Consider the following 18,186-nt stretch of genomic DNA (forward strand, 5'->3'; position numbering starts at 1 on the left):
CCCCGCGCGGGGGTCAGCCGAGGCTCCACCCGCCATCGGTGGCGATCACCGATCCCATGACGTACGACGACTCCGGTGAGGCCAGCCACCACAGCGCCGCGGCCGCCTCGTCGGCACCGCCGAGCCGCTGCGCTGGCACCTCGCGGCGCACGGCCTCCTGGAACTCCGGGTCGGCCACCGTCTCGGGCGGGAAGTAGGAGGGGTTCTCGATGAAGTTCGGAGCGATGCCGTTGACCCGCACACCGCGCCCGGACACCTCCCACGCCACGCTCCGCACGAGAGCGGCCTGGGCGGCGCGCGCCGACTCGTACCCCGCGATCGGGTTCGACGCGGTGCGCAGGGCGGTGGCCGACGTCGGCACGACGATCCAGCCGCGCCCGGCCTCGAGCATCGACGGCAGGCAGGTCGCGAAGATCCAGTACAGCGGCCGCACCAGGCGGGCGTGCAGCTCGTCGACGACCGCGTCGTCGTAGGCGGTCACGGGTGCCACGGTGATCGGGGCCTCGAGGTTCGCGACCACGACGTCGAACGGCCCCTCGGCGGCGACGACCGCCTCGAGGTCGGCGCGCGAACCCAAGGGCTCGCTCAGCGCGGTGACGTCCTCGCCCTCCGCGGTGAACCGCTCGACGGCGGCCGGCCCGAGGAACTCCTCGGCGTCGGTGACCAGGACGCGGCGGGGTGCGTGCGATGCCATCGTCGGAGGCTACGTCCCCACCAGGAGTCCGGCCAGCCGCCACTCGAGCGCTCCGTCGACGGCCCGGCGGGCCTCGAACCCCTGCTCTACGAGCAGCCGGGCGGCGTCGTGGGCCAGGACGCAGTAGCGGCCGCGGCAGCAGGCGACGATCTCCGCGTCCCGGGGCAGCTCGGCCAGCCGCCCGACCAGCTCCTCGACCGGGATGTTGCGGGCACCCGGCAGGTGCGCCGCGTCGAACTCGGCCCGCGGGCGCACGTCGAGCAGCACGGTGTCCGTCTCGGCGAGCCGGCGCCGCAGCTCGGCTGTGCCGACGGCCTCGGTGTCGTCCGGGCCCAGGTACGTCCGCCGGGCGGCGTCGGTCTGGGGGCGCCGGTCCTGGGCCACCTGGCGCAGTGCGGCCCACAGCGCGGCCACGTCGTCACCGGCCAGGGCGTAGAAGACGCGCTTGCCAACACGTCGCGAGGAGACCAGCCCGGCCTCGCGCAGGGTCTGCAGGTGCGCGGAGCACGTGCTCGTGCCGAGCCCGGCGGTCGCGGCGAGGTCCTCGACGCTGCGGGGTCCCTGGGCCAGCAGGTCGACGAGCTCCAGGCGCCCGGGGTTGCCCAGGGCCTTGCCGACGGCGGCGAACTGCGTGAACAGGGCGTCCTTGGCGCGGCGCTCACCCATGACGTTCCTCCGCGGGATCGGGGCGGTGCAGGGTCTCGTACATGCGCACCGCGACGACGACGCCGGACGCGGCGGTCAGCGCGGCGACGGTCCAGACGGCGGCGCGGACGCCGAGCAGGTCGGCGACGACACCGGCCAGCAGCGCCCCGGCGACGAAGCCTCCGTCACGCCAGAGCCGGTAGACGCCGACGGCGCGGGCGCGCCAGGCCGGGTGGGCGACGTCGCCGACGGCGGCGAGAAGCGTGGGGTAGACCAGGGCGGTCCCGGCGCCCAGCAGCACGGCCGCCACGGCCCAGGCCGTGAAGTCGTCCGCGACGGCGACGAGGGCGAGGGCGCCGGCCTGGAGCCACATCCCCGCGACGATCATCGGCTTGCGGCCCCAGCGGTCGGACAGGGCGCCGGTGACGAGCTGGCCGGCGCCCCACACGGCCGGGTAGAGCGCGGCGAGCACACCGATCCGCCCGACGGACAGGCCGGCCCCCGCGAAGAGGATCGGGAAGAGGCCCCAGGCGAGCCCGTCGTTGAGGTTGTTGACCAGCCCGGCCTGGCTGGCCGCGGACAGGGCGCGTTCGCGGAAGCTGGTCTGGGTGAAGACCTGGCGGTCCGTGAGTCCCGCGTGCAGGTGGTCGTGCCGGCCGTCGGGCCGGGCGACGTGGTGGGCCGCCTCGAGGCGGGCGTGCTCGCGGGTCTCGCGGACCAGCAGCGTGGACAGGCCGAGGCCGACGGCAGCGAAGGCGATGCCGAGCAGGAACGGTGCGGGGCGCAGCTCGTAGGCCTCCGCCAGGTACCCGGTGGCCAGCGCGGTGACGGCGACCGCGGCGTACCCGGCCGCCTCGTTGAACCCCATGGCCAGGCCGCGGCGGGCGGGTCCCACGAGGTCGATCTTCATCACCACCGTGGTGGACCAGGTCAGGCCCTGGCTGACGCCGAGCAGGACGTTCGCGACGATCACCCAGCCCCACGTCGGTGCCCAGATGAGCAACAACGGGACCGGGAGGGCCACGAGCCACCCGGCGACCAGCACGGGCTTGCGCCCCCACCGGTCGGCCCAGGTGCCCGCGACGTAGTTGACGGCGGCCTTGGACAGGCCGAACACCGCGATGAACGTCAGGCCGGCCGTGTAGGCGCGCAGCCCGAACTCCTGCTCCCCGAGCAGGGGCAGGACGGTGCGCTCCTGGCCGAGCATGCCGCCGACGAGCGCGTTGACCGCGACGAGCAGGGCGAACTGCGGCGCGTTCTGGCGCAGCCCGAGACGGATCGGGAGGGTTGTCCGTGCCGGGGAGGTGGGGGTGCTCATGCGTCGTGCTTCACCTGATCGTTCCATGGATTGATGGAATGACCGTACCAGGGGTCGACGACCGTCGTCCCGTCCTACCGGTCGACGGCGTCTCCCGTGGTGGAGGGCACGAGGCACAGCAGTCGCGTCCGTTCGCGGTCCCGGGCGCGTTCCAGCCGGCTCAGGGCGCGGGGCGTCGCCACGGTCGCGCGGTGCTGCGGTCCGACGGCGAACAGCGGAACCACGGTGCCCGATCCAGCGGTGGCGGCCTCGACGGGCAGCCAGGTCAGCGCCTCCTCGCCGTGGCCCACGGAACGCAAGGTGGCGAGCGTGACGTCCGTGCCGAACGCCCGCCGCCGGGCGGGCATGCGCCGCCGCCACGCGGCGCCGATCCCTTGGACGGTGTCCCCGGCGCGGCCGGGCACGTAGTGCACCCGGCTCGACCCCAGCACCCCGGCGGCGAGTCCCATCGCCACCGCGTTGTGCTCGACCGAGCCGCCGGTCACGACGGCGGAACCGATGCCGGCGTCCGCGAGCATGACGGGCAGCTCGTCGGCGTCGAGTCCTTCGGCGAAGAGGTCGTACGGGCGCTCCTGCTCGGCAGGCTCCGCGACGTCGCCGGTCACCACGACGACGGGGACGCCGGCCTCGGCGAGGCGCGTCGCCAACGGGCGTGCGACGGCCTCGGGGCCGAAGAACGCCACGCCGCCCGGGACCCGGCGACTGACGCCGAGCAGACGCGCCACGACCGGTGAACCGAACCCGTACACGATGCCGGCCCCGATGATGACCGCGAAGGTGACGGGCACGACCGGTCCCGGATCGAGCCCTGCGGCCGACAGGGAGATCGCGTAGGCCGACACGGTGGACGCCGCGACGACGCCCCGGGGCGCCACGGAGGCCACGAAGCCGCGCTCGGCCCGGGTCAGCGAGGTGCGCACCGTGCTGAGGAGCGTGGCCAGCGGACGGGCCGCGAGCACCAGCACGCCGAGCAGGACGAGCGAGGGGACGAGGACCGCACGCAGGTCGTCGAGCTGGATCTGCGCAGCGAGCACGATGAACAACACGCCGATGACGAGGGTTCCGACGGTCTCCCCGAAGGAGCGGACCCGGGAGACGAAGGCCCACCGCTGGTTGGCGAGGACCAGCCCTGTCGTCAGGGTGGCGAACAGTCCCGCCTCGGGAAGCAGCGAGGTGGCCACGACGAAGACGGCGACCGCCATCATGAACGCCACCGGGACCTGCAGGTCGTCGGGCACGAGGAAGTACCGCAGGGAGGCCACGAGCACCATGGCACCGGCGAGACCGACGGCGATGCCGAGGCCGGCCGTGGCGAGGAGCTGGCCGGCCCCCTCGAGGACGGCTCCCGAGGTGACGACGGTCAGCACAGCGACGCCGAGGGCCGCACCGATCGGGTCGAGGAGCGTCCCTTCCCAGGTCAGCAGCTTGCTGAGTGCGGACGACGGACGTGCTTGCGCCAGGATCGGTCCGACGACGGTCGGTCCCGAGACCACGAGGACGGCCCCGAGGAGCACCGCGACGCCCGGTGCGAGCCCGAACACGAGGTAGGACGCCGCGGCGCCGACTGCCCAGGTGACGACCAGCCCGACGGTGACCAGCCGCAGGACGACCGTACGGCTCTGACCGATGTCGGCGAAGCGGAGCGAGAACCCGGCGTCGAAGAGGAGCAGCCCGACCGCGAGGGTGATCAGCGGGTCGAGGCTGTCGCCGAAGAGGGCCGGCGGGTCCACGAGGCCGGTGACCGGACCGGCGAGGATGCCCGCGAACAGCAGCAGCACGATGGCGGGCGCGTGCAGGGTGCGCGCCAGCCACTGGGCGCCGACGCCGAGGGCGACCACGGTACCCACGTTCACGAACACGTCCACGTCGTCCACGACGGATCCCTCCCCGGGCCGCGCCGGCAGACGCCGCCGTACTCAGTGAACCGCCGCCCGCGCCCGGGCGCACGGGGACGGGTTCCCGGTCGGTCGCGGTGGCCGGGCCGTGCGGAACCGGGTCAGGCGGCGCGCACGGCGGCGGCGATGTCGCCGGGGGACCCGTGGAAGGGGGTGCCGTGCCCGGGCAGGACCCACGAGGCGCTGAGGTCGGCGAGCCGGTCGAGGGAGGCCAGGGCCGCTGCCGGGTCGTCCGTGAAGGGGGCAGGCTGCGCGCCCTCGCGCCCGGTGAGCACGTGACGGGTCGTGAGGGCGTCGCCGACGAACACGGCGTCCACGGCCGGCACGTGCACGGCGATGCTGCCGGGGGAGTGCCCGGGCAGCCCGACGACGACCGGGCGGCCCGGCAGGTCGAGCGTCTCGCCGTCGGTGACCGTCACGACGTCCTGCACGTACCGGGTCCGCAGTCCGTTCTTGGACAGGCTGTAGGCCAGGAAGCCGACCATCGGGCCGAACCGTGCGGGGCCCATCGGGACCTTCGGCTTCTCCCCGGTGCGCACCCGGTGCGCGTCGGCGTCGTGGACCAGGACCGGGACCCCGGCCTCGCGGCGCAGACGTTCGGCGAAGCCGATGTGGTCGGAGTCCCCGTGCGTGAGCACGACGCCGCGGACGTCGGAGAGCGGGCGGCCGATCGCGTCCAGCTCGCGGTGCAGGTCGCGCCAGTGACCGGGCAGCCCGGCGTCCACGAGCGTGATCCCCTCCGGCAGGTCGACGAGGTACGAGGCGACGATGTCGTTGCCCAGGCGGTGCAGGTGCGGTGCGATCTTCATGGCGGACCTCTCTCGGTTGACATGGCTACGGTACGTAGCCATGATGGCTAACGTCAATAGCCAAAGGAGGGCGGACGTGCCGACACCCCGACGCACGACGAACGCGCAGGTCGTCGCTGCCGCGCAGGAGGTCCTCGAGTCCGCCGGGCCGGCGGGGCTCACCATGCAGGCCGTCGCCACGCGTGTCGGTGTCCGTGCCCCCTCGCTGTACAAGCGGTTCCACGACCGGGAGGCGTTGGTCGCCGCGGTGAGCCGGGCGTCCGTCGAGGAGCTCGGCCGGTGCCTCGAGGCGGCGGCACCCGAGCTCGAGGCTCTCGCCGTCGCCTACCGCGCCTTCGCCCATGAACGGCCCGAGGCGTTCCGGCTGATCTTCGCCGTCTCGGCCCCGCAGGAGGTCCTGCGGCGCGCAGCGGGGCCCGTCGTGGACGCGTGCGCCCTCGTCGTCGGTGAGGATCACGCGCTCGACGCGGCCCGGCTGTTCACCGCGTGGGCGACCGGGTTCCTGCACATGGAGCTCGCCGGAGCGTTCCGGATGGGTGGGGACATCGACCAGGCCTTCGACTACGGCCTGCGCCACCTCGTGGCCGGACTGCGGGCCTGACCTCGCCCGGCTCGGGGTCGGCGCCCTCGCCACCCCGCACCGGACGCCGGCGTCCGGTCAGCGGGACTCGTCCGGCGAGGACGGCGGATCGGCCGTATGGTCACGGAAAGGCGTCGCTGTCAAAACGGCTCGACAGGCGCAATTCCCTCCGTCATCGCCATTCCATAACATGGAAATAGGACGAATATGTGATGGAATCTGAACGGTGTTTCTTCGCGGTTTCGGCGCAACCGCCGCGTTCGTCGCCCGTGATTCTTGGCAGTCTCAGATCCATAACGATCACCTCCAATTCCGGAAAGTGGCATTTTCGGCTGCGGATCGCTGGGTACGGTGTGGCGAACACCACGGACCCTCCGGCGGTGAGGTTGGCCACTCGCAACTCGAGCGGTCGGTCACGCCAGGCGGGGGGCCCTTCCCATGAGGAGGAACCCAGTGAAGATCAGGCGTGCAAGCGCGGCCGTCGCGGCCGTCGCCACCGGCGCACTCCTGCTGTCGGCCTGCTCCAGCCCGGCAGCGGACGACCAGCCGGAGACCGAGGAGTCGATGGCGGAGGAGTCCGCCGACACCGAAGAGATCAGCGACCCCTGCAAGGTCGACACCGGTGTCACCGAGTCCGCGGACGGCGAGATCCAGTACTCGGCCGGCGAGGTCCAGTGGGCCGGCTACAACGGCCTGCTGCCGGACACCTACTCGACGTACAACTCCGTCGTGAATGACCGCATGATGGGCGGCTTCATGTACTTCGGCGTCGACGGCACCATCTGCCAGGACGAGGAGTACGGCACGTTCGAGGCCATCTCCGAGGACCCGCTGCAGGTGGAGTACACCCTCGCGGACGACGCGGTGTGGTCCGACGGCACCCCGATCACCTACGCCGACTACCTGCTCGACTGGGCCACCCAGGCGATCACCGCCGACGGCGCGGTCACCGAGGACGCCTCGGAGGAGCCGCTGTTCAACCACGTCTCCGGCCTGACCCTGGGTGACTACGTCCCCGAGGGCCCGCAGGCGGACTCGCCGGACGCCAAGTCGTTCCAGTACGACTACGAGCGCGTCTACGCCGACTGGCAGCTGAACGTCTCGGGCGCCTTCCCGGCCCACATCGTGGCCGACCAGGCCGGCGTCAGCCTCGAGGAGCTCGTCACGGCCATCGAAGAGGTCGACATGTCGGTCCTCAAGCCGGCGGCCGAGTTCTGGAACACCGGCTGGCTGTCCTCGACCCCGGGCGAGCTGCCCGACCCGGAGACGGTCCCGGTCTCGGGTCCGTACATGCTCAAGGAGGACGGCTGGATCGCCGGTCAGTCCATCACCCTGACGGCCAACGAGAACTACTGGGGCACGCCGCCCGCGACGAAGGAGCTCACCTTCCGCTTCGCCGCCGCGGACACCCACGTGCAGGCGCTGCAGAACGGTGACCTCGACGTCATCGAGCCGCAGGCCACCGTCGACACGATCCCGCAGCTCGAGCAGATCGGCTCGTCCGTCGAGGTCCTCACCGGTCAGACCCTGATCTGGGAGCACCTGGACTACAACTTCGGCGACAGCTCGGTGTTCGCCGACAACCTGGCCGCCCGTGAGGCGTTCGCCTACTGCGTGCCGCGTCAGAAGATCGTCGACGACCTGATCAAGCCGATCGACGAGAACGCGGTCGTCATGAACGCCCGCGAGGTCTTCCCGTACCAGACCGAGAAGTACGACGAGGTCACCGCCGAGTCCTACGACGGCCGTTACGACGAGGTCGACCTGGAGATGGCCACCGAGAAGTTCGAGGAGGCCGGTCTCGAGGAGGGCACCGAGATCCGCATCGGTTACTCCGCGCCGAACCCGCGTCGTGCCGACGAGGTCGCCGCCATCAAGTCGTCGTGCGACCAGGTGGGCTTCAACATCGTCGACGCCGGTGACCCGGAGTTCTTCGCCGCCGGTGGTGCGCTGGAGACCGGTGACTGGGAGATCGCCCTGTTCGCCTGGGCCGGTTCCGGCCAGATCGCCTCCGGCCAGAACATCTACGCCACGGGTCGCCCGCAGAACTTCAGCGGCTACTCGAACGAGACGGTCGACGAGGCCTGGGAGACCCTGGCCTCCACGGTCGACGAGTCGGTCCACCTGGAGCAGACCAAGGTGATCGAGAAGGAGCTGTGGGACTCGCTGTTCGGTATCCCGCTGTTCGCTCACCCGGGTGTCGTCGCGCACTCGGCCGACCTGGAGAACGTCCGCTTCACCGCGGCCCAGGACGGGATCGTCTGGAACGCCGAGCAGTGGTCTCGCGCCTCCTGACGTCCTGACGTCCTGACCGCCTGACAGGCAACGTGTGGGGGCAGGGAAGACCTCCCTGCCCCCACACGCCTGCCTTGACCGTAAAGGGGCACAACGTGCTCAAGTTCATCCTTCGACGCCTGGGGATCTCGTTCCTCGTGCTGTGGGCGGCCTCGCTGCTCATCTTCGTGCTCACGATCAACTCGGGTGACCCCCTGGCAGATCTGCGCGAGTCCAACGCCGAGAACCGAGACAGCCTCATGGCCCTGCGCACCGCGCAGATGGGGCTCGACCAGCCCTGGTACGAGCGGTACCTCGAGTGGCTGTCCGGCGTGGGTGGCTGCTTCACCGGCAGCTGCGACCTCGGGACGACAGTCAACGGCGCCAACGTCCTCGACCTCACCGCGCAGGCCGCCGGTTCGACGCTGCGGCTCGTCACGCTCGCCACGCTGCTGGCGATCGTCGTCGGCATCGCCGCGGGCATCGTCTCGGCGATCCGGCAGTACGCCGGGTTCGACTACACCGTCACCTTCCTCGCCTTCCTCTTCTTCTCGCTGCCCGTCTTCTGGGCGGCGGTGCTCCTCAAGGAGTACGGCGCGATCCGCTTCAACGACTGGATCGCCAGCGGCGACATGGAACCACCGATGATCCTCGGCTTCGCCCTGTTCGCCGGGCTGATCATCCCCGCCGTCCTCGGCGGGCCGTGGCGACGTCGGATCTACACCGGCGCGGCCACCTTCACCTTCGTCGCGGTCCTGCTCTACGTGCTCAACGTCCTGAACTGGTACCGCGCCCCGTTCTTCGGTCTCGGGATGGTGCTGCTGACCTCGCTGGGCGCAGCCGTCCTGGTGACGGCCATCATCGCCGGGCTCGGCAACCGCCGGGTGCTCTACGCGGCGCTGACGACGGCCGTCGTCGGGACGCTGAGCTACCTGCTCTTCAGCGGGATCCTGCTCGAACCGACCTGGCCGCAGCTCATCGGGCTCTTCGTGCTGGCGATCGCGGTGTCGATCGGGATCGGCGCCGCGTGGGGTGGTTACGCCCGCAAGCAGGCGATGTTCATCTCCGCGGTCACCGGGATCATCACCTCCGGTGTGATCGTCTTCGACATCCTGGTGGCGCACTGGGCGGGGTTCCTGCAGCTCAAGTCGCGGCCGATCTCGACGATCGGCTCCCAGACGCCGAACTTCACCGGCGACTTCTGGGAGTCCGTGCTCGACTCGGGACTGCAGCTCATCCTGCCCACGATCGTGCTGACCCTGGTCTCGGTCGCCTCGTACTCCCGGTACACGCGGTCCTCGATGCTCGAGGTCATGAACCAGGACTACGTGCGCACGGCCCGGTCCAAGGGCCTGTCCGAGCGGGCGGTCATCACCAAGCACGCCTTCCGCAACGCGCTGATCCCGATCACCACCATCGTGGCCTTCGACTTCGCGGGCCTCATCGGCGGTGCGATCATCACCGAGCGCGTCTTCGGCTGGCGGGGCATGGGTGCGATGTTCCAGGAGGGGCTGAACCGGGTCGACCCCGACCCGGTGATGGCGTTCTTCCTGGTGACGGGCACCGCGGCGGTGCTGATGAACATGCTCGCCGACATCGCCTACGCCTACCTCGACCCACGGATCCGGCGGTGAGACCCATGACCGGACCCCGTACGCACCACACCTGCGGAGCGCACCATGACTGAACTCCAGAATCCGCCGGCCGAGGAGAAGTCCTACAGCCAGGGCCAGCTCGTGCGGATGCGGTTCTTCCGCCACAAGGGCGCCATCATCTCGATGGTGGTCATGGCGCTCGTGATCCTCGTCGCCTTCACGTCCATCGGTATCGGGCCCATCCCGGGCTGGTGGGACAAGGTGCCCGAGCTGCAGTACCCGAAGATCGACGACGGCTCCCCGACGTGGACGCACCCCTTCGGTCAGGACACGGGCGGCAAGGACTACTTCTCGCTCGTCATGCTGGGCACCCAGAAGTCGCTGATCATCGCCTTCGGGGTGGGGCTCATCTCGACCGTCATCGGGACGCTCGTCGGCGCGCTGGCCGGGTACTTCCGGGGCTGGATCGAGTCGGTGCTCATGCGCATGACGGACCTGCTGCTCGTCATCCCGCTGCTGGTGCTCGCCGCCGTGCTCGGCAAGATGGCCAGCTCCTGGGGCATCTGGGGGTTGACGCTCATGCTCGGCATCGTCACGTGGACCGGGCTCGCCCGGCTCGTGCGCGGCGAGGTGCTCTCCCTGCGGGAGCGCGAGTTCGTCGTGGCGGCCTACGCCGTCGGCACGAGCAGCAGCCGGACGATCTTCAAGCACATCCTGCCCAACGCCATCGGGACGATCATCGTCTCGGCGACGCTGACGATCTCGGCAGCGATCCTGCTCGAGTCGGCGCTCAGCTTCCTCGGGTACGGCGTGCAGGCACCGGACACGTCGCTGGGTCTGCTCATCTCCGAGTACCAGACGGCGTTCACGACGCGCCCGTGGCTCTTCTGGTGGCCGGGACTGATGATCCTCGCCATCGCCCTGAGCGTGAACTTCATCGGCGACGGTCTGCGCGACGCGTTCGACCCCCGCCAGAACAGGACCAAGGCCTGATGACCACCCTCGACCTCTCCTCCGCACCGGACGCCACCATCCCCGGCGAAGCCGTGCTGTCCTTCACCGACCTCGAGGTCACCTTCGGCACCGAGTTCGGCGACGTCCACGCCGTCAAGGGCATCTCCCTCGAGGTGCACCCCGGCGAGGTCGTGGCGCTCGTCGGTGAGTCCGGGTCCGGCAAGTCCGTGACGTCGACGACGGCGCTCGGTCTGCTGCCGGGCAACGCCCGGGTCTCCGGACGTGTCCAGGTCGGCGACCAGGTGGTCGGCGACCTGGACCCGGCGGGTCTGCGCAAGATGCGCGGCAACGACATCGCCATGGTGTTCCAGGAGCCGATGACGGCGCTGAACCCGGTGCTGACGATCGGTGACCAGCTCACCGAGGCGCTGCAGCTGCACGGCATCGCGTTCGGCAAGCAGGCGATGGCCCGAGCGGCCGAGCTGCTCGACATGGTCGGCATCCCCGAACCGCAGCGTCGCCTCAAGCAGTACCCGCACGAGCTCTCGGGCGGGCAGCGGCAGCGTGTCGTCATCGCGATGGCGATCTCCTGCGACCCGAAGGTGATCATCGCCGACGAGCCGACCACCGCGCTCGACGTCACGGTGCAGGCCGACATCCTCGACCTGCTGCGGTCGCTGAAGGACAAGCTCGACACGGGCATCCTGCTCATCACCCACAACATGGGCGTGGTGGCCGACATGGCCGACCGCGTCGCCGTGATGTACAAGGGCGACATCGTCGAGACCGGCAGCGCCCACCAGGTGCTGACCGACCCGCAGCACGACTACACCAAGCGTCTGCTCAAGGCCGTGCCGCACCTCGGCGAGGGCAAGGGGCAGGACGACGAGGCGGTGGTCCGCTCCGCGGACACCGAGGACGCCGGCGGGAGCACGCCGGCCCTCGAGCTCGACCAGCTCGTCATCGAGTACCACCGGCTCGGCAAGCCGCCGTTCCGGGCCGTCGACGACGTCTCGTTCACCGTCGGCGCGGGGGAGATCGTCGGTCTCGTGGGCGAGTCCGGGTCGGGCAAGTCCACGATCGCCAAGTGTGCTCTCGGGCTCATCCCCGCGCGGTCCGGCTCCGTGCGCATCCTCGGCGAGGACTTCGGCGCGCTGCGCAAGAAGGAGCTCAAGGACCTGCGCCGTCGCATCGGCGTCGTGTTCCAGGACCCGGCGGCCTCGATCAACCCCCGCTTCCCCGTGGGCGAGGCCATCAACGAGCCGCTCGCCGTGCACAAGATCGGTGACCCCGCCTCGCGCGAGAAGCGGGTCATGGAGCTGCTCGACGCCGTCGAGCTGCCGCGGTCGTACTACAACCGGTACCCGCACGAGCTGTCCGGTGGGCAGCGCCAGCGCGTCAGCATCGCTCGCGCCCTCACGCTCGAACCGGAGCTGATGGTCGCGGACGAGCCGACGTCGGCGCTGGACGTGTCGGTGCAGGCGTCGGTGCTGGAGATGTTCCTCTCGCTGCAGCGCGAGTTCGGGTTCGCCTGCCTCTTCGTCAGCCACGACCTGGCCGTCATCGACCTCCTGGCCCACCAGGTGGTCGTGATGCAGGAGGGACGCATCGTGGAGAAGGGCACCCGGGACGAGGTGCTGCGCTCACCGCGCGAGGAGTACACCAAGCGGCTGCTCGCCGCGGCCCCGGTGCCGGACCCGGACGAGCAGCGGCAGCGCCGGGAGGACAGGCACCGGCTGCTGGCCGAGTTCGGCGACGAGGTCGCCGAGATCCGGCTGCGCGACCAGGCCTGACCGCTCGCCATGGTGCGCACCGCGTGGCGGCGTGCCGTCGCGCACCGCGGCCTCCTCGCCCTCGTCACCCTGCTCGTGGCCGCGATCGCGGCCACGAGCGGGGTGACCGCGGGAGCGGTCGCCGCCACGACGACGGACGCCGCCCGGGCGGCCCTCGGCGGCGGCTCGACGGCGTCGCTGCAGGTGACGACCCGACTCGCCGAGGACCCGGCGGCCCAGGACGCCCGGGTGCGCTCCACGGTCGCCGACCTGTTCGGCGACGCGCCGCTGCGCATCGACCGCGCCGAACGCCCCGACGGTGACGACACCCCGTTCGTCGAGTGGACCCTCGTCCCCGTCGTCGGCGAGGTCCTGCCCGCGGACCTGGCCGGGTTCGCCGCGGGCGGTGGCACGCTCCACGGTGCGCTGCGCGCCGCCGACGCCGTGGCCGTCCGCGGCCTGACCGTCGAGGGGGACCTGGCGCAGCGCGCGGCCGCCGAGCAGGAGGCCCAGGCCGCCGCCCGGGCGGTGCTCACGGTGCCGGTCGCGCTGCTGGTCCTCGTCGCCCTGGTCGCACTGGTGCAGGTCGCACGCCTGCTCGCCCAGGCGCGGGAGCGGGAGACCGAGATCCTCGTCGCGCGCGGCGCCGACGGCCGGCAGATCACCGCCGCCGCCGGCCTCGAGGCACTCGTCGTCTGCCTGGGGGCCGCCACGCTCGGGACCGCGGCGGCCGCGGCCGCGCTGGCCGCGACCGGGTCGCCCCCGCCGGCGTCGACGGTGCTGGTGGCCGGCGGCGTGCTCACCGCGTTCGCCGGGACCACCGTGCTCACCGTCGTGACCGGCACCCGGGCCCGAGCGGTCGCGGGCCGCCGGGTCGCCGACCGGTCGGGGCGGCTGCGGCGCGCCGCGACGGCAGGCACGGTCGTCGGTGTCGGGCTGCTCGCTGCCGCGAGCACGTGGCGGCTGGTCGACCTGGGGTCGCCGCTCGTGGTCGCCGACGGCGGCACGACCTGGGACCCCCTCGCCGCCGCCGGACCGGCCGTGGCCCTGTCCGCGCTCGGACTGCTCACGCTGGCTCTCCTCGGCCCGGCCGCGCGGGCCGCGGCCCGACTGGCCGCGCGGCGCGACGGGGCCACCGCGGTACTGGCCTCACGGCAGGTGTCCCGTGCTCTGGGGGTCGCCGCGGTCCCGGTGGTGCTGCTGGTGCTCGCCGGGGGAGCGTCCGTCCTGGCCGCCGCCTATGCCGGCACGGCTCCGCAGGCCCGCGCCGACCTGGCCGCGCAACGGCTCGGCACCGACGTCCGAGCCGTCGTGGCGCCGGGTGCACGGCTCGCGCCGGGCCGGCCCCCGGTGCGGACCGAGCCGCTCGCCCGGACGGAGGGGGCGGCGGGAGCGATGCCCGTGCTGGCCGAGGACGCGACCGTCCAGGGAGATCCGCTCGGGCTGCTCGCGACCCCGGTCGGGGCCGTCCACGGGGTCGTCCGCCCGGCGTCCGCGGCCGACGCGACCACCCCGCTGCGCGGTCCGGACCCCTTCGCCGGCGCGCCGTCGCTGCCGGAGGGTGTCACCGCGCTGGAGGTCGACGCGGCGGGGCTCGCGATCGCCGACACGTCGCTGCTGGCTCCCCTCTACCAGGGTCGCGTGGACCCGACCCTGGACGTGGCCGTGACGCTGTGGGTCGCCGACGCGACCGGCAGCCTGACGATGCTCGACGCCGGTCGCCTCGAGCTCGGGGAGGAGCCGGTCGACGAACGGCTGGACGTGCCGTTGCCCGAGGGCCTCGCCGCCGCCGACGACCTGCGGCTGGCCGCCGTCGAGTGGGACGTCGACGGGGTCCTGGTGCCGACGGACGCCACGGTCGCGGTGCGTGGCGTCGACGCCCGGACCGCCGAGGGCAGCACCCCGCTCGACCTCGTCGGCACGGCCTGGTCCCGCGCGGGCACGGCACCGGCCGTCACGGACGGGGACGTCCTGGGCGCGGAGCTGACCCTGGAGGAGCGGGACGGGACGTGGTTGCGCCTGGTGGCCCACGACGGGACGGCCACCCCGGGGGCCACCGACCGCCCGGTCGTGCCCGCCGTGCTCACCCGTGCCGCGGCGCAGCGGTGGGACGCCGCCGTCGGTGAGGAGCTGGAGATCACGCTGACCGGGACCGAGGTCGTCCTGCAGGTCGCCGGGACCACGGACGTCGTGCCCGGCCGGCCGACGGCGGAGGCGGCCTGGGTCGACCTGGGCCGTCTGGACGCCGTGCTGCTGGCCACGACCGGCCAGCTGCCCCGGCCCGCCGAGGCGTGGGTGGGCGCTGCCCGCCCGGAGGACCCCGCCGCGGTCGGGGACCTGGCGCAGGCCGTCGAGGGCGCCCTGGGTGGTGCCGGTGGGGCGGACGGGACCGAGGTGCGGACAGCCGCCGACGTCATCGGGTCCGACGGCGGCTCCCCGGTCCGGCTCGCCATGGTCCTCGCCGCCGCCGGTGCGACGGCTCTCGCGGTCCTGGGGCTCGCGGTCGTCGCCGCGGCGACGTCCGCCACCCGCCGGCACGAGGTCGTGGTGCTGCGCGCCCTCGGCGTCGGTCCGCGGTCCCAGGGGCGGGGGCGCGCCGTCGAGCTCGTCGTCCTCGGCGCGGTGGGGCTCGGCGCCGGGGTCCTGGCCGGGGCCGCGGTGGCGGTGGTCACCGTGCCCGGTCTCGCGCACGCCGTGGTCCGCGGCGGCGTCGTCCCCGACCTCGTCATCAGCCCCGGCGTGCTCGCGCCGCTGCTCGCCACGGCCGCGCTCGGGGTCGTCCTCGTGGCGGGTGCGGTCTCGTCGCGGGTCGCCGCCCAGGCGCGGGACACCGCCTACCGGACGGAGGTGCGATGAGCCTGCTCCTGCTGGTGCGTCGTCACCTGCGGACCGCCGCCGGTGCGACCGCCGCCCTCGTCGCGGTCACCGTGCTGGCCGCCGGCACGCTCTCGGCGGTGCCGCGCGCGGTGGCGGCCGTGCACGCCGACCAGCTCGCCCACGTGACGGCGCAGTCGTCCCCCCTCGCCGCCGACCTCATCGCCACGACCCCGGCCCTCCCCGGGTACGGGGAGGGGTACGAGACGTACGGCGGCGTGCACCGCGAGGAGACCGGCGACGACGACGCGGGTGTGGTGCCGCCGGAACCGGACCTGGACGGCTACCTGGCCGCGCTGCAGGACGTGACGGCCGACCAGCCCGCGCCCCTGTCCGCCGTCCTCGGTGCTCCCGACCTGCTCGTGGCGGCGGACCGCACGGTCGTGGAGCGGGTCGACGGCAACGACGTCGCGCAGCCGGGCGTCGTGCCGCAGGCCGGGCCGTCCGCTCCGGAGCACGTGGAGGTCGTCGACGGACGGTGGCCGCAGGTGACGCGCGTGCCGTCCGACACGGCGCAGCTGCTGCCCGGTTCGGACGGTGTCGTCGAGTTCGAGCCGGACCCGATGGAGGTGGCGGTCTCGACCGCCGTCGCCGCCGAGCTCGACTGGACGCTCGGGTCGGTGCACGCCACCGGCGAGCCGCTCCTGCCGCCGCTGCGGGTGGTCGGCCTGTGGGAGCCCCGGGACGGTGCCGCCGACTACTGGACCCACGTGCCGCGCACGACCACTCCCGAGATCGTCTTCGACCCGAACATCGGCAAGATCGTCACGGCGGGCGTGTTCGCCGACCCCGCGACGCTGGGTGCGTGGGTGGACGCCCCGTCGACGCGGATCTGGTACCCGGTCGACACCTCCGACGTCTCGGCCCAGGGCGCGCCGGCGCTGCTGTCCCAGCTGCGGGGTCTGACGGCGCGGACCACCACCGTCGTCGAGGGGGACGCCGCGGTGCTCGAACCGGCGTCCGGCCTGCTCGACGTGCTCGAGACGACCCTGGGGCAACGGGCAGGGGTCGACGCGATCGTCACGGTGCTCGCGGTCGGTCCGCTGGGTGCCCTGGTGGCCGTCCTGGTGCTGGCCGCCGGCCTGGTGGTCGACCGGCGGCGTCCGACCCTCGCGCTGCTGCGGGCGCGGGGTGCCTCCATGACCGGGGTCCGTGCCGTGGTGGCGCTGGAGGGTGCGGTCGTCGGGCTGCCCGCCGCTGCCGTCGGGCTGGCCGTGGGGCTCCTCGTCGTGCCCGGTGAGGTGACGGTCGGTCAGCTGGCGGCGACGGCCGCGTGCGGGGTCGCCCCGGCGCTCGTCCTGGCCGCCGTCACCCCGGCCGCCGGGCTGCGCGCCGCCCGCGCGGACCTCGGGACGGTCCCGGCACGGCGCCGGCGGGCCCGCCTCGGCATGGAGGTCGCGGTCGTGGCGGCGGCCGCGGGGACGTCGTGGCTGGCGGTCGACCGCGGCGTCGTCGCGTCCGGTGCGGGGGCCGGCACCACCGGCGTCGACCCCCTCCTGGCCGTGGCGCCGCTGCTGGTGGGCGTCGCCGTCGCCCTGCTCACGCTGCGCCTCGTGCCGCCCGTGGTGCGCGCCGCCGAGCGGGTCGCGGCGCGACGACCGGGGATCGTGCCGTTCCTGGGTGCGGCGCGTGTGCGGCGCGACCCGGCCGGAGGTCCGTTGCCGGCGGTCGCGCTCGTGCTCGCCGTCGGGGTCGCGATGTCGTCGCTCGTGTTGTCCGGCACCGTGCGCCAGGCGATCACCGAGGAGGCCTGGAGCGAGGTCGGGGGAGACCTGCGGGTCGCGGGCCCCGTCGTCGACGCCGAGACCGTGCCCGCGCTCGAGGCCGTCGCGCAGGTCGACGCGGCGGCGTCCCTGGCCGACGCCGGCCGCTACCCGCTGGGCCGCGTCGGCAGCGGCACGCCGGTGACGGTCTGGACGACGGACACCGACGCCCTGGGACGCGTCCAGCGCGAGGTCCCGGGTGCCCCGAGCGGCCTGGACCGGCTCTCGACACCCGACGACGGCCGGCTCCCCGTCGTCGCGGCCGGGAACGCCGCGAGCGGACCGACCGAGGGGCAGGTGCTGTCCGGACCCGGCGGTGCCCGCGTGGAGATCGTCGTGGTCGACCGCGTCGACGCGCTGCCGGGCCTGCCCCCGTCGTCGGGTGCGCTGCTCGTGGACACAGCGCTCGCCGGGGAGCTGGCCGGGATCGAGCCGGGTACCGCACGACTCGCGCTGCTCGGCCTGGCCGACGGCACGGACCGCGCCGCCCGGGACCGGGTCGAGGCGGAGATCGCCGCTCTGCTGCCGACCGCCGTGGTCGACGACCCCCGGGCGGGGGAGCGGGCGCTGCTCGCCGCGCCGGCCACCGGCGGCCTGGCGGCGGCGTTCACCGTCGCCGTGGTGCTCTCGGTGGCGCTGTGCGTCGCCACCGTGGCGCTCATGCTCGTGCTCGGCACTCCCGCGCGCAGCCGGGTGCTCGCGGTGCTGCGCACCCTCGGCCTGCCCCGGCGCGCCGAGCGGGGACTCGTGGCCTGGGAGGTCGGCCCGTGGGCCGGCGCCGCGCTGCTGGCCGGCGGCGTGGTCGGCCTCGCGGTGCCGGCGCTGGTGGTCGCCGTGGTCGACCTGACACCGCTGACCGGGGGTGACGGTGCCCCGGCGCTGGTCGTGGACCCGTGGGGCCCGGTCGCGCTGGCGGCCGGGCTGCTGGCCGCCGTCGCGGCGGGGACGTCGCTGGTGCGGATCACCGGCCGGGGCCGCGGGACCGACGCGTGGCGGACGGCGACGGACTGACG

12 protein-coding genes are annotated in these 18,186 nt (G+C 73.3%); 7 read left to right on the forward strand and 5 right to left on the reverse strand.

The window, feature by feature from the left end:
* Nucleotides 1–13 precede the first annotated feature (13 nt).
* From Q6350_RS06830 to Q6350_RS06850, 5 genes are all read right to left on the reverse strand, one after another.
* Complete coding sequence (locus tag Q6350_RS06830) at nucleotides 14–694, reverse strand: SDR family oxidoreductase (RefSeq protein ID WP_304603441.1); 681 nt, start codon at nucleotides 692–694, stop codon at nucleotides 14–16.
* 9 nt (nucleotides 695–703) lie between these two features.
* Nucleotides 704–1,360: a metalloregulator ArsR/SmtB family transcription factor gene (locus tag Q6350_RS06835; protein ID WP_304603442.1), complete on the reverse strand. Its 657-nt coding sequence runs from the start codon at nucleotides 1,358–1,360 to the stop codon at nucleotides 704–706.
* Nucleotides 1,353–2,657, reverse strand: a complete 1,305-nt coding sequence (locus Q6350_RS06840; protein ID WP_305065831.1) for an MFS transporter — start codon at nucleotides 2,655–2,657, stop codon at nucleotides 1,353–1,355. The genes Q6350_RS06835 and Q6350_RS06840 overlap by 8 nt, the downstream gene beginning before the upstream one ends.
* 74 nt (nucleotides 2,658–2,731) lie before the next feature.
* Nucleotides 2,732–4,531, reverse strand: coding sequence for a sodium:proton antiporter (locus Q6350_RS06845; RefSeq protein ID WP_305065832.1), 1,800 nt, complete (start codon nucleotides 4,529–4,531; stop codon nucleotides 2,732–2,734).
* Between the two features lie 122 nt (nucleotides 4,532–4,653).
* The gene (locus tag Q6350_RS06850; protein WP_304603445.1) at nucleotides 4,654–5,361 is read right to left on the reverse strand and encodes an MBL fold metallo-hydrolase; all 708 of its coding nucleotides are present in this window, start codon (nucleotides 5,359–5,361) and stop codon (nucleotides 4,654–4,656) included.
* A 76-nt stretch (nucleotides 5,362–5,437) separates the two neighbouring features.
* On the opposite strand from Q6350_RS06850, the gene Q6350_RS06855 reads away from it, so the two are divergent.
* The 7 genes from Q6350_RS06855 to Q6350_RS06885 all read left to right on the forward strand — a co-directional run bounded on the left by Q6350_RS06855 (nucleotide 5,438) and on the right by Q6350_RS06885 (nucleotide 18,184).
* Nucleotides 5,438–5,962 (forward strand): TetR/AcrR family transcriptional regulator, encoded by a 525-nt coding sequence (locus tag Q6350_RS06855; protein ID WP_304603446.1) that lies wholly within the window; start codon nucleotides 5,438–5,440, stop codon nucleotides 5,960–5,962.
* A gap of 432 nt (nucleotides 5,963–6,394) precedes the next feature.
* Nucleotides 6,395–8,236 carry an ABC transporter substrate-binding protein gene (locus Q6350_RS06860; RefSeq protein ID WP_304603447.1) on the forward strand — a complete coding sequence of 614 codons (1,842 nt, stop codon included), beginning with the start codon at nucleotides 6,395–6,397 and terminating at the stop codon, nucleotides 8,234–8,236.
* A 95-nt stretch (nucleotides 8,237–8,331) separates the two neighbouring features.
* Nucleotides 8,332–9,849: an ABC transporter permease gene (locus tag Q6350_RS06865; RefSeq protein WP_304603448.1), complete on the forward strand. Its 1,518-nt coding sequence runs from the start codon at nucleotides 8,332–8,334 to the stop codon at nucleotides 9,847–9,849.
* Between the two features lie 45 nt (nucleotides 9,850–9,894).
* Nucleotides 9,895–10,803, forward strand: coding sequence for an ABC transporter permease (locus tag Q6350_RS06870; RefSeq protein WP_304603449.1), 909 nt, complete (start codon nucleotides 9,895–9,897; stop codon nucleotides 10,801–10,803).
* The gene (locus Q6350_RS06875) at nucleotides 10,803–12,557 is read left to right on the forward strand and encodes an ABC transporter ATP-binding protein (RefSeq protein WP_304603450.1); all 1,755 of its coding nucleotides are present in this window, start codon (nucleotides 10,803–10,805) and stop codon (nucleotides 12,555–12,557) included. The genes Q6350_RS06870 and Q6350_RS06875 overlap by 1 nt, the downstream gene beginning before the upstream one ends.
* A 9-nt stretch (nucleotides 12,558–12,566) precedes the next feature.
* Nucleotides 12,567–15,392, forward strand: coding sequence for an FtsX-like permease family protein (locus tag Q6350_RS06880; protein ID WP_305065833.1), 2,826 nt, complete (start codon nucleotides 12,567–12,569; stop codon nucleotides 15,390–15,392).
* Entirely contained in the window at nucleotides 15,389–18,184 is a 2,796-nt protein-coding gene (locus Q6350_RS06885) for an FtsX-like permease family protein (RefSeq protein ID WP_305065834.1), read from the forward strand. Before Q6350_RS06880 ends, Q6350_RS06885 begins: the two co-directional genes overlap by 4 nt.
* Nucleotides 18,185–18,186: the final 2 nt, after the last annotated feature.

It is taken from the genome of Isoptericola sp. b515 (assembly GCF_030588125.1).
Classification (GTDB): domain Bacteria; phylum Actinomycetota; class Actinomycetes; order Actinomycetales; family Cellulomonadaceae; genus Isoptericola; species Isoptericola sediminis.